Here is a 12,218-nt window from a genome sequence, read left to right on the forward strand (position 1 = left end):
CCTTGAAGCTTCTGTCAGAGCCGTCTCTAAGAGGCGGCTTATTTATTTTCTATATTCTCTTTTTCCGAGTCTTCTGTTTTTTGAGCGGGATCTCGCCACTGAAGCTCATAGCCCACCAACATTTCTGTCCAACGTTTAAGTAGCGCAAGCATCTCCGGCGCCGGCACTTCCCCCAAGGGTTCTACCCCCTTTTTCGTCACCACGGCGAGCGTGTCGTAAACTTCCGCCATAAAAACAGCCATGGCTGAATAAATCAACGTAGCATTATCCTCGGGCAACTTGCCGCCAGCGGCCTGAGCAAGCTCTGTTCCAAGCTTAATTCTTAGATTGCCGGCTACACCCACCGGATACCACTGCGGATCAATTTCAAATTGGGCATTTTTTCCGCTGAAAGTTGCGCCAAGCCAATTCATGGTCTTGCGATCCATGTCATCCATGACATCCTCGGTGATTTCACCGGCAGCGTTTTTCTGTGAACGCATAGCCATTTCCATCATAAATTGTCCCAAAATGGCACCGGTGATATTCGGATGGCGCAAAGGTTGTTTTTGGCAATCACTTCCGCAGGAAGAGCAATTTCCACTGCAGCTCATTGATCAATACTCCTCTTTTTTAAAATCACTTGCCACGGGCGCCCCCGTCAAACGCAAGCTCCATAAATCAATAAAGGCCTCTACCCGCGGATTGCCGTCCAATCCGGCATTCGCAACATCAGCCTCTTTCAATAAAACATAAATTTCGGAAACGAAATATGCAAAGACCGAAAACATCAACGATTCGTTTTCGTGGATATCGGCGGCCGGATTAAAAAGAATAATCTCCTCGGCCATCGACTCGCGCAAAAGCTCAGGCAAACGTTTTTCGTTAAATTCACTTTCACAGGAAAAATGCGTATTGGCGCCGCTAAAGGTGTCCTGAAGCCAAAGCACTAAATCCAAATTCGCTTGCTCGAGCTCCTGCATCGTCATCTTTTCGGCGCTGACCTTAAGTGCTCGATCCCAAGTATTGCGCACGGCTTGAGCCACAACACTTCTTGCGACCGGATAAGAAGCAATGTTAGGGGCCACTTGGCGCTTTGTTGCGTAACGCAATGGACAGGACACGGCTTACCTCTTAAATCTGAATCGGATCGGTTTCTTTTAGACCCAACATCCGCTCGGCCCACATCAGACACAAGCGTTTTCCCTCAGATTGAAAACCTTCAGCCGATTCCAATTGGGCAAATTTTTTCATTAACGCATAAACGTCGCATATAAATTCAAAGCATGCCGCCTGCAAAATAGCACGTGTATCGGCAAGTTCCTTTTCCGTGACGCCCACTTTCTCAAAACGCTCTTTCATGTAGAGCTTTAAGTAACCGGCCAAAGGATCTCCCGTCCAATAGGGCTTTGCGATAAATTGTTCGTTTTTGCCAGCCAGAACAGCCGAAAGGAAGGCCGCCGATTGCTTATCCATGGCCACCGCCTCTTCTTGCTTTAATTGCGAAGATGAGACCATATTGGATCGCCTGACAACATCGTAGAGCACAACCTCGAATAACTCGGTGAGCACCGACACATCAGAAAGATCAAATTGTGGAGCGCTTTCTTGATGCACTTCTGTGTTTGTTTCTTGGTTATTCGGCATATTTTTCCATACCTAAAAAACGGTTTACCCAATCTTGAACAAAGGCGTTTCGACGGAGTTCAAAAACAGCAGGACTGTCTTGCTTTTCTTCACAGTCCTTTATTAACTCCATGAACTGCTGAACCATTAAGGTCGCCACGTAAAAAACGAAATCTTCCGTTTTGGCCTTCAAAAGGATTGCAGAGTTTTCAAGAACCAAATCGTCTTTTTGAAGTGACTTTTTCAGTCTCGTGCTCAGATTATCCCCAAAGTCTTTTTCATCAACAAAAAACATCGGAATTTTTTGAGTGAAAGCTGTCGTCAGAAACAACGCATGTTCTGAAATAGAGTTACTGAAAGCTTCTGCGTCTTTGGCCTGTTGCATAAAATCGAGTGTGTAATCCAGATAGCCGTCAAAAAAGGAAAAAAGCTCTGCCGGATTGCTCAAGTGCACAGCCTCGGGCCGGACATCAAGTTGATTGGTCATGAGATGGCCTGTAAAAACAATGAAATAGGGAAAGCTTACCAAATGCTTCCCCTATGTAACGTGCCGTATCTTACTACGACTTGGTATTTAAAATCGAGGGCACAACGGGCTTAGTGACTTCGGTCGAGACCGTTTTCGGATCCGTGTTTCGCATAATGCTCATCGCCGAGGCAATCATGCTCCCCATATCATTCATATTTGAAGGCAAAAGGATTGTGTTGCCTTCTTTGGCAAGTTGAGCAAAGGCTTGCACGTACTGCTCAGCCACTTTAAGGTTAACGGCATCCATGCCGCCCGGAGCACGGGTGGCTTCAGCAATCTGTCTTAACGCCTCAGCGGTTGCCTTGGCAATCGCTAAGGTTGCGGCCGCCTCACCTTCAGCCTTATTGATCGCCGCTTGTTTTTCACCTTCCGATTCTGCAATAGCCGCTTCACGGGCACCGGTTGCCAAGTTAATCTGTTCTTGCTTACGACCCTCAGAAGCCGCCACCACAGCGCGCTTTTCGCGCTCTGCCGTAATCTGTTGCTGCATAGCCTGCAAAATCACAGCAGGCGGCGTCAAATCCTTAATTTCATAACGCAGAACCTTCACACCCCAGTTAAGAGCCGCTTCATCAATCGCGCTGACAACAGAACGGTTAATAAGATCGCGTTCTTCAAACGTTTTATCCAATTCCATCTTACCGATCACACTTCTTAAAGTGGTTTGAGCCAGTTGAGTAATGGCGATCACATAGTTGCTCGTACCATAGCTTGCGCGCATCGGATCGGTGACCTGGAAAAAGAGAACACCGTCAACAGACAACTGCGTATTGTCCTTGGTGATACAAACTTGGCTCGGTGTATCCAAAGGAATTTCCTTGAGCGAATGCTTGTAGGCGACCCTATCAATAAAGGGAATCACGACATTAAGTCCGGGGGATAAAACGGCGTGGAATTTCCCCAAACGTTCCACAATCCAGGCGGATTGCTGCGGAACAACTTTAATAGCCTGAAAGGCAAATACAATGGCCAAAACAGCCAGTACCAGGGTAAAAATCATGAAACCGCTCATATTTTTTATTCCATTGCTTTTATCAAGATGATTTCTTTAAATACAAAACGCTACCCTCAACACGCACAATAACGTACGCTCCCTGAGTGCGGGGTTCACCTTCTAAGACTCGGGCCTGCCAATCGGCACCGCGATATTGAACCGTTGCGCAACCTGCCTCATCCCAGGCATTAACGTAGACAATTTGGCCTTGGTCCAGATTTTGAAGAGCTTCGGCCTGTGCGTCGCTTTTAGTTGGAATGGAACGAATGCGTCGCACCCATATAGAGCCAACGATAGCAATCACGGCAAAAAGCGAAATCTGCCATTCAAGCTCCATTCCAAACCATGCGGCACCGGCGGCTACTAGCGCAGCGGCCGCCAAAACCAACAAATAAAACGTCGTGGCAATCAGCTCAATGATGCCTAAAAGAGCTGCCAAAATTAACCAAAGGGTCGCTGCACTTAATGTCATAGTCTTTATCCTTCTTGCTTCAGCCCTATTGTGCCTCAGCTTGAGTAGGCTCCTTTATAACTTTAGCGCTTTTAGGCTCTTTCGTCTCTTTGCTGTCTTTTTCGGGCGGACGTTTAACCTTGGAAACTGCCCTCAAACCACGAGGCCCGCAAACGTAACTCAAAATCGTTTTCGCCGCTTCATGGCGCAACTGCAATAGATGCTCCAAATGCAAGGGCAATTCCCCATTTGTATCCAAAAAGAGCTTTTCTTCGCCCGTCTTATCAGCGATAGCAACGACTCGAACTTCCGGATCGGTTTCACCGACCACGTCAACGACTTTACGCGCGATCACCGGATCGGTCGTAGACACAACCACCCATCTTGCTCGCTCAATACCGGCAAACTCCAGCGTCTGCTTTTGCATGGCGTCACCCAAAATGAAGTGATCCCCTAACTCTTCTTTCATCGAACGCTCAATATTTTTTTCAATAATGACCACATCGACTTTTTTAGCCATTAGCCCTTCGGCAAGCTCACGCCCCAACACACCGGCGCCAATGATGATAACGCGATCACGCTTGGCCGCTTTTTCTTCTTCAAGATCTTCCTCATCTTCTTCTGTTGCCGGGTTCTCTTTTAAGAAAAAGCGCTTATGAACGGGTTCAACCAACGCAAACAACAAGGGATTTAAAGCGATACTGATAATCCCGCCGGCCAAAATCAGCGACATTCCTTCTTCAGGCAATAAGCCAAGATTTAAACCTAATCCAGCCAAAATAAAGGAGAATTCCCCAACCTGAGCCAAAGCCGCGCCGACTGTGAGCGCGTCTTTATAGCTTCGGCCCATCACTTTCACCCACACAGCGGCCGTAATGCTCTTACAGACAATGATGACCAAAACAATCCCTAATACATGCAAAGGATTTTCGATAATGATCATCGGGTTAAAGAGCATTCCCACGCCCAAGAAGAAGATCACCGAGAAGGCGTCCTGAAGGGGTAGGGTTTGCAACGCGGCTCGATGAGAGTATTCACTCTCACGCATCATCATGCCTGCAAAAAAAGCACCCAAAGCGAAGGAAACGTTAAATATCTGCGCACTAGCGTATGCGACACCAATGGCAATGGCGATCACGCACAATGTAAAGACTTCTTGAGAACCGGTCTTGACGGCTTGGAAAAGCACCCACGGCAAAACACGACGTCCGATCACGAGCATGGATGCTATAAAACCGATAATCAATACGGTCGTTTCCAAAATGGCAACGGTAAGTGATCCGTCTCCGGGCGCTTCACCTTTAAAGAAAGTCGCAATGGAGGGCAAAAGCACCAAAAGAAGAACCGTGACCAAGTCTTCAACAACAAGCCAACCGACAGCCAATTGACCTCTTGATCGCTGCAACCACCCTTTGGCTTCCAAGCCCTTCATCAAAACAACCGTTGAAGCGCAAGACAGGGACAAACCGAGAATGAAAGCTTCCCCCCAGCTCCAGCCCCACCAGTGAGCCATCCCCATGCCGATAGCCGTCGCAATAGCCATCTGAATAATGGCGCCGGGCAAGGCAACCGTTTTCACTCGGAGCAAATCGGTTAAAGAGAAATGCAGACCGACACCGAACATCAAGAGCATGACACCGACTTCGGAAAGTTCTGCGGCCAAGTCCATATCACCGACAAAACCCGGTGTAGTCGGTGCAATACAAACACCGGCTAAAAGGTAACCGACCAAAGCGGGAAGTTTGACTTTAGTGGCTGCGAACCCCAAAACCAGAGCCAAACCGAGCCCCCAGGCCAAGGTCGCAATCAGTGCAAATTCGTGGTGCACGGGTTTTGTCCTAAAAAAGCAAAAAAATCAACGATCAAGGGAATTGACACCCATTAGAATTTTTTGGCGTCCAATGGTTAATTGTACGCATTCACGAGTGTTATTCGGGGATTTTTTTTATATTTTTTTTGCTGTTTCGACGGCTTTTTCTTTGCTCTTGGTCGTCTTGCTCGACACACTCAAAAATACTGTCCGCAATTTCTTTACGAGTTTCAATTAAAGCACTGACGTTGGGATCCAACTGACCGGAGCGAGAAATAAAGAAATCTCTGTCGCCTTCTTTATCCGATAGAGCCAACACTTTGACCTGAGGATCAATTTTTGCCACTTGATCAGCGATACTGCGGGCAATTAATGCTTCAGACGTTGTAATCAAAACCCAGCGAGTCTTTTCCAAATTTAATTTGGATAAAACCAACGGGTGAGAGGCATCAGCGAAAATAAAATGTTCTCCCAACTCCTGCTGCATGGATCGTTCGGCCTGCTTTTCGATGATGTAGGTATCAAAATCTGTATTCTCGAACTTCTTATAGAGCTCCCGTCCGGTAATACCCGCACCGACAATTAAGATACGATTGCGGATGCCATCGCCATCTTCGTCTAAATCTTCTTGCTCGGCTTGCTGGATCAATTCCGGGAAAAAGCGTCTCATAAACGGACGTAGCCCAGCAAAAGAAATGGAATTCAGTGCAATGGTAATTAGACCCGCTGCCACAATAAGCGAGAGCTCTTCACGACCCGCAAGACCCATGGAAACGGCCAGACCCGACAAAATAAACGAGAATTCACCGACCTGAGAAACCGCCAAACCAACAGTGGTCGCATCAATTAAACGATAGCCCTTTCGACGGACCCAAAAACCGGCCACGGTACTGTTAACAAAGACAACCAATAAAACAACGAAAATGATCTCAAAGGGATGCTCAATCAATACCTTGGGATCAAACAACATGCCGATACCTAAAAAGAAGATGACGGAGAAGGCGTCCTGAAGGGGTAAAGTTTGTAAAGCCGCACGATGTGAATATTCGCTCTCGCGCATCATCATGCCGGCAAAAAAGGCACCCAATGCGAACGAAACATGGAAAATGGTCGAAGAGGCGTAAGCAACCGTAATGGCTATGGCGATCACGCACAGGGTGAAAAGTTCTTGGGAGCCGGTCTTAACCGTACGCATCAAAATCCAAGGTAGGACACGCCTGCCGATAATCACCATGGAAGCGACAAAGCCCACCACGAGCGTTGCCGTGCCCAAAATCTGCCCCGACAACTGAGTTAAAGAAATGGATTCATTAGCGGATAATGTACCGATGGTCGGCAATAAAACGAGCAAAAGTACGGTCACCAGATCTTGTACAACAAGCCAGCCCACGGCCAGACGGCCGCGCACGGTCTGAAGGATTCCACGAGCATCGAGTGCCTTGGTCATCACAACCGTTGAAGCGCAGGCAAGCGCCACTCCGAGAATAAAGGCCCCCGTCAATGGCCAATCCCAAACAAAATAGGCCATGATCGTGCCGATCACGGTTGTAGCCGTCATCTGCAAGATGGCTCCCGGCACCGCCACCGCTTTTACTTGCAAAAGATCCTTGAGTGAAAAATGCAGACCGACGCCAAACATCAACAAAATGACACCGACCTCAGAAAGTTGACCGGCTAAATCCAAATTCCCGACGAAACCGGGCGTTGTCGGAGCAATACAAACACCGGCCAACAGGTAACCGACCAAGGCCGGCATACGGATAAGACTGACTAAGTATCCGAAAATCAAAGATAATCCCAACCCCCAGGCCAGTGTAGTGATTAGTTCAACTTGATCGGGCATGTCCGCAATTTCCACAAAAATATTTGTCGTCGGAGTATAAAACTTTTAAGCCGACAACCATACAAAAAGACCGGTTTTTTGAACCGGTCTTTTGACTATTAACAAGCAGTCTTATCGATTACTTGGAGGCAGCCAAACGTCTCCAGGTATCAACCACCGTATCCGGATTCAAGGAGACGGATTCAATGCCTTCGTCCATGAGCCATTGAGCTAAATCTTCATGGTCAGAAGGACCTTGACCGCAGATGCCAACGTACTTGCCGCGAGCACGGCAGGCACGGATTGCCATTGAAAGCAGGACCTTCACGGCTTCGTTACGTTCGTCAAAGCTGGCTGCCACGAGACCGGAGTCACGGTCCAGACCCAATGTCAACTGAGTCATATCGTTGGAGCCGATCGAGAAACCGTCGAAGTAGTCAAGGAACTTGTCAGCCAAAACCGCATTAGACGGAATTTCACACATCATGTTGACGCGCAAACCGTTTTCACCGCGCTTTAGACCGTTGCGTTCCATGATTTCAATCGTTTGACGGGCTTCATCGAGCGTACGAACAAACGGCACCATCAATTCAACATTGGTCAGGCCCATCGTATCGCGGACAAACTTCATCGCGCGGCATTCCATACGGAAGCACTCGGCAAAGCTGTTGGCGATGTAGCGGGAGGCGCCGCGGAAGCCCAACATCGGATTTTCTTCATCCGGTTCGTAACGATCACCGCCGATCAACTTACGATATTCGTTGCTCTTGAAGTCGGACAAGCGAACGATCACCTTCTTCGGCCAGAAAGCAGCGGCAATCGTAGCCACACCTTCGGCAATCTTCATTTCGAAGAAATCAACCGGGCTCTTGTAGCCGGCGCTCAAACGTTCAACCGCGTCACGCAATTCACCATCAACGTTCGGATAATCGAGAACCACCTTCGGATGGATACCGATATTGTTATTGATAATGAATTCCAAGCGAGCCAGACCCACACCCTTATTGGGGATGGATTGGAATTCAAAAGCCAATTGCGGATTGCCGACATTCATCATGATCTTCACGGGAATATCAGGCAAGGCGCCGCGCTTGACTTCTTCAATTTGAACTTCTTGACGGCCTTCGTAGATCTTACCGGTATCGCCTTCGGCGCAAGAAACGGTCACTTCCATATCTTCGGCCAGGCGTTCGGTTGCATCGCCGCAACCGACCACAGCCGGAATACCCAATTCACGAGCAATAATGGCTGCGTGGCAGGTACGACCGCCGCGGTTGGTCACAATAGCGCTGGCGCGCTTCATCACCGGTTCCCAGTTCGGATCGGTCATATCTGTAACCAGAACATCACCGGCCTGAACACGTTCCATTTCGCTTGCATCTTCAACGATACGCACCGGACCCATACCGATCTTTTGACCGATAGCGCGGCCGGTCACCAACACACGACCTTTGCTCTTTAAGGTAAAGCGTTGTTGGACGTCAGCCGTATTCTGACGGCTCTTAACCGTTTCAGGACGAGCCTGCAAAATGTAAATCTTGCCATCGATACCGTCCTTGCCCCATTCGATATCCATCGGACGACCATAGTGCTTTTCAATAATCGTGGCGAACTTGGCCAATTCAATGACATCGTCATCCGTGATGGCGAAGTGGCGGCGGTCTTCAGCGCTCACATCAACCGTGCGAACACTGCGGCCACTCTTGGCATCGGTGTCAAATTCCATCTTGATCAGTTTGCTGCCTAACGTGCGGCGAATGATCGGGAAGTTGCCCGCGGCAAGCATGGGCTTATGAACATAGAATTCATCCGGGTTCACAGCGCCTTGAACCACTGTTTCACCTAAACCGTAGCTGGCCGTGATAAAGACCACTTGATCAAAACCGCTTTCGGTGTCAAGCGTGAACATCACGCCGGCGGCGCCCTTGTCGGAGCGGCACATGCGTTGCACGCCGGCCGACAAAGCCACTTCAGAGTGCGTAAAGCCCTTGTGGACACGGTAGCTGATGGCGCGGTCGTTATAAAGTGAAGCGAAAACTTCACGCATACGGCTCAAGACCTGATCAATACCGACCACGTTCAGATAGGTCTCCTGTTGACCGGCAAAAGATGCATCCGGCAAGTCTTCGGCGGTCGCAGAAGAACGAACGGCCACGCTGATTTCTTCTTGGCCGTCCTTTAACCATTCGTAGAATTCACGAATTTCCTTTTCCAGCTCTGCGGGGAAGGGTGCTTCTTCAATCATCTTACGGATTTCTGCACCGGCCTGTGCAAGAGCCTTCACATCTTCAACATTGAGATCTTTGAGTCGATCATTGATGCGTTCTTCGAGGTTGTTTTCTGTCAGGAACAAGCGGAACGCTTCGGCAGTCGTGGCGAAACCGTCAGGAACCCGGATTCCGGCGCTCGTCAGTTGGCTCAGTAATTCACCTAAAGAGGCGTTTTTACCACCAACGCGATCGACGTCGGTCATACGCAGTTGGCTAAACGGAAATACATAACGACCTTGCGGCATTTTCTTCCCCCAAAAAGGATTGGATTGTTAGAATATCTGAATTGTAGCGACAACCGATTCATTTCGGGTAATTTTTTAATCTCAGGCCCTTTATGTTCAATACTCTTGAAAAAGACGAAACCGCTCATAAAAGCGGGAAGCGCACTGTGTTTATTGTCTCGGACGCCACAGCCATTACCGCTGAAACGCTCGCGCACTCGGTGCTTACCCAATTTACCGATCTGCAATACGATCAAGTTCGTATTCCATTTATCGATACTCCCGAAAAGGCTGTTTTGGCAGCCCAAAAGATCAATGACGCGTACATCCGCTCAGGTGTCCGTCCCTTGGTCTTCTCAACCTTTGTCGATGTGAACATCCACAAAACGTTCACCGAAAAATGCCAGGGTTTCCGCATCGAATTTTTCCGCAGTTTCATTAAAGAAATTGAACAGGAAACGGGTTTGAAATCCGCGCACTCCATGGGCCGAAGCCATGTGATCAAGGATGAAGAACGGTATAACCGCCGTATCGAAGCCATTAACTATTCACTCGCGCACGATGACGGACAAATGAACAAAGGCTTAAATGAAGCCGATGTCATTTTGGTCGGTGTGAGCCGTTCAGGTAAAACACCAACAAGCCTTTTCTTAGCCATGCAGTTTGGCGTGAAGGCTGCCAACTATCCGCTCATTCCCGAAGATTTCGAACGTGGTGAACTTCCTGAAGTCCTCCAAGATAAGCGCGATAAGCTTTTCGGACTTTCCATTTCACCGGAGCGTCTGTCTCAAATCCGCAACGAACGCCGTCCGGGCAGCCGTTATGCCTCTTTGGAAAACTGCCGACAGGAAATTGAAGCAGCGGAAAACATGATGCGCCGGGAAGGAATCAAGTGGCTCAGTTCCACGAGCCGTTCCATTGAAGAAATCTCCGCCACCATCATGGCCGAACTTAACCTTCACAATGCTCATAAAATTGATTAAGGCACACCGGTAGCTAAAAGAGCACGCTACGAAAACCGTAAAGCGTGCTCTTTTTTTAACTGAAAAATTTCTGCTTAAGCTAGAACCAACCGGTTCCCCAAGTAAAGTAAGACACCGCGATAAAGATGATGGCAAGCGGAATTTGAGCACACAAAACAGGCTTTAAGGTCTTAAAGAAATCACTCTTAAAGTAGTCCACCGTAATGGTCAGACACAAGTGTGTCGGTGTTACCATTTGCCCAGCCACACCAAAGACCATGGCCACGCCCACCAAATCCAAATCTCCCATGGAAATGCCGGCAACGATCGGCATCATAATCGCAACGTGCCCCTGAGAAATACCCGTGAGCAACCCAATAATGAAACTCAAGAAACCAATGATCACAGGAATCGGCAACGGAGACGATTCAAAAGCGGCAACCAAAAGCGCCAAAACACCCGTGCTTTCCAAAAGGGCAATGAACAACAAAATACAAATGACGTTAGCAAACATCTTGTAGTCCAAAGCGCCGATGAAAACTTCCCTGACACTGACATGGCGATTAAAGAACATTAAAAGCGGAATCATGGCCACGACAACGATAATCATGGAAACAGAAGCCTGAAGACCAAAGGCCACCATCAAAACCACGTTGGCAATCACAGGTGTCAGAGACAGAACAAAGTCCATGTTGTGACGCTTGGCTTCTTCATTGGAAACTTCCGTGCGAGTGGCTACAGTCTGCTTTAATCCCCGAACCATGACAAACCAGCCGAGAATAAAAGCCACGATGGTAAGCCAACCCAAGTGCACAATCAGATCACCAATTTTGACGCCGGCGATGCCGCAAGCCAAAATCATGCCCGGCACCAAGGGGCTGGAAAATTCAAAAATATGACGGAACCAGAAATTGATGGCCGCTTTGTCTTCCGGTTTGGCTTCAAAACCTTTTGAAGCTTCTTCCACAATCGGGGCAGAGAATCTTGCCCCACCAATGGAGGGCAACAGCCCCAAAAAGGCCGGCATCACAGCTAACGTAAACCTGCGACTGGAAAACATCCTTGAAAGAGCCTCAACCATGCCGGCTAAGCAACCGCTCTTTCTTAATTCAATCTCCAAACAGATCACTAAATAAAGAGCTCCCACCAAGTCGTAACTTCTCGGAGTTGTCGCCATTTGAATAACAGCGTCTTTGAGTTCTTTGAAAGTCGGATCGGTACACAACCAGATGAAAATACCGCCAACCAAAATAGCGATACCAATGGGTTGGCGACGACGCAACAAAAAGAGCGTGATAACCATCGCCAAAGTGATGATGAGGAAAATCATAGTCTTTGTTATTGTTAATCATTGAATTTGGAAATAGTACTCGCTTTTTACGAAAAAACTTTCGCTTTTAACGTAAAGGTGCTACATTCAGCTTGATATATTCTGAAAACACGTCCACTCTGTCTTTCACCATATCTAAAAAAAGCTATTACCCAATAGCTTGACATTTTCAACCGGTCATATCCTTTTAGCTATTTTCCTATTAGTGATTAACTCGTTTA

At 48.1% G+C, this 12,218-nt stretch carries 11 protein-coding genes; 1 reads left to right on the forward strand and 10 read right to left on the reverse strand.

What is annotated here, in order from left to right; genetic code table 11:
* Positions 1-38: 38 nt before the first annotated feature.
* The 9 genes from NW199_RS01055 to ppsA all read right to left on the reverse strand — a co-directional run bounded on the left by NW199_RS01055 (position 39) and on the right by ppsA (position 9,726).
* The gene (locus NW199_RS01055) at positions 39-593 is read right to left on the reverse strand and encodes a hypothetical protein (RefSeq protein ID WP_249091829.1); all 555 of its coding nucleotides are present in this window, start codon (positions 591-593) and stop codon (positions 39-41) included.
* Between the two features lie 3 nt (positions 594-596).
* Entirely contained in the window at positions 597-1,103 is a 507-nt protein-coding gene (locus NW199_RS01060) for a hypothetical protein (protein ID WP_258333342.1), read from the reverse strand.
* A 10-nt stretch (positions 1,104-1,113) separates the two neighbouring features.
* The gene (locus NW199_RS01065; protein WP_258333343.1) at positions 1,114-1,626 is read right to left on the reverse strand and encodes a hypothetical protein; all 513 of its coding nucleotides are present in this window, start codon (positions 1,624-1,626) and stop codon (positions 1,114-1,116) included.
* The gene (locus NW199_RS01070; RefSeq protein ID WP_258333344.1) at positions 1,616-2,092 is read right to left on the reverse strand and encodes a hypothetical protein; all 477 of its coding nucleotides are present in this window, start codon (positions 2,090-2,092) and stop codon (positions 1,616-1,618) included. The genes NW199_RS01065 and NW199_RS01070 overlap by 11 nt, the downstream gene beginning before the upstream one ends.
* 73 nt (positions 2,093-2,165) lie before the next feature.
* Entirely contained in the window at positions 2,166-3,146 is a 981-nt protein-coding gene (locus NW199_RS01075; protein WP_258333345.1) for an SPFH domain-containing protein, read from the reverse strand.
* Between the two features lie 22 nt (positions 3,147-3,168).
* A complete protein-coding gene (locus tag NW199_RS01080) occupies positions 3,169-3,600 on the reverse strand; it encodes an NfeD family protein (protein WP_258333346.1) in 432 nt (143 codons plus the stop codon).
* A 25-nt stretch (positions 3,601-3,625) separates the two neighbouring features.
* Positions 3,626-5,407, reverse strand: coding sequence for a cation:proton antiporter (locus NW199_RS01085; RefSeq protein WP_258333347.1), 1,782 nt, complete (start codon positions 5,405-5,407; stop codon positions 3,626-3,628).
* Between the two features lie 100 nt (positions 5,408-5,507).
* Positions 5,508-7,232 carry a cation:proton antiporter gene (locus NW199_RS01090; RefSeq protein WP_258333348.1) on the reverse strand — a complete coding sequence of 575 codons (1,725 nt, stop codon included), beginning with the start codon at positions 7,230-7,232 and terminating at the stop codon, positions 5,508-5,510.
* Between the two features lie 118 nt (positions 7,233-7,350).
* Positions 7,351-9,726 carry a phosphoenolpyruvate synthase gene (gene ppsA / locus NW199_RS01095; RefSeq protein WP_258333349.1) on the reverse strand — a complete coding sequence of 792 codons (2,376 nt, stop codon included), beginning with the start codon at positions 9,724-9,726 and terminating at the stop codon, positions 7,351-7,353.
* A 92-nt stretch (positions 9,727-9,818) separates the two neighbouring features.
* Between ppsA and ppsR the strand changes: the two genes are divergently transcribed.
* Entirely contained in the window at positions 9,819-10,688 is an 870-nt protein-coding gene (ppsR, locus tag NW199_RS01100) for a posphoenolpyruvate synthetase regulatory kinase/phosphorylase PpsR (RefSeq protein ID WP_249091837.1), read from the forward strand.
* Positions 10,689-10,767: 79 nt separating this feature from the next.
* On the opposite strand, the gene NW199_RS01105 is transcribed toward ppsR, so the two are convergent.
* Positions 10,768-11,997 carry a DUF401 family protein gene (locus NW199_RS01105; protein WP_258333350.1) on the reverse strand — a complete coding sequence of 410 codons (1,230 nt, stop codon included), beginning with the start codon at positions 11,995-11,997 and terminating at the stop codon, positions 10,768-10,770.
* Positions 11,998-12,218 lie beyond the last annotated feature (221 nt).

Source organism: Parasutterella secunda, assembly GCF_024733725.1.
GTDB lineage: Bacteria > Pseudomonadota > Gammaproteobacteria > Burkholderiales > Burkholderiaceae_F > Aphodousia > Aphodousia faecalis.

Excerpts from the sequence above, each read along its gene's own strand:
- NW199_RS01065 (WP_258333343.1), bottom strand. The coding sequence starts at position 1,626 with ATGCCGAATAACCAAGAAACAAACACAGAAGTGCATCAAGAAAGCGCT.
- NW199_RS01055 (WP_249091829.1), bottom strand. The coding sequence starts at position 593 with ATGAGCTGCAGTGGAAATTGCTCTTCCTGCGGAAGTGATTGCCAAAAA.
- ppsR (WP_249091837.1), top strand. The coding sequence starts at position 9,819 with ATGTTCAATACTCTTGAAAAAGACGAAACCGCTCATAAAAGCGGGAAG.
- NW199_RS01090 (WP_258333348.1), bottom strand. The coding sequence starts at position 7,232 with ATGCCCGATCAAGTTGAACTAATCACTACACTGGCCTGGGGGTTGGGA.
- ppsA (WP_258333349.1), bottom strand. The coding sequence starts at position 9,726 with ATGCCGCAAGGTCGTTATGTATTTCCGTTTAGCCAACTGCGTATGACC.
- NW199_RS01080 (WP_258333346.1), bottom strand. The coding sequence starts at position 3,600 with ATGACATTAAGTGCAGCGACCCTTTGGTTAATTTTGGCAGCTCTTTTA.
- NW199_RS01105 (WP_258333350.1), bottom strand. The coding sequence starts at position 11,997 with ATGATTTTCCTCATCATCACTTTGGCGATGGTTATCACGCTCTTTTTG.
- NW199_RS01070 (WP_258333344.1), bottom strand. The coding sequence starts at position 2,092 with ATGACCAATCAACTTGATGTCCGGCCCGAGGCTGTGCACTTGAGCAAT.
- NW199_RS01075 (WP_258333345.1), bottom strand. The coding sequence starts at position 3,146 with ATGAGCGGTTTCATGATTTTTACCCTGGTACTGGCTGTTTTGGCCATT.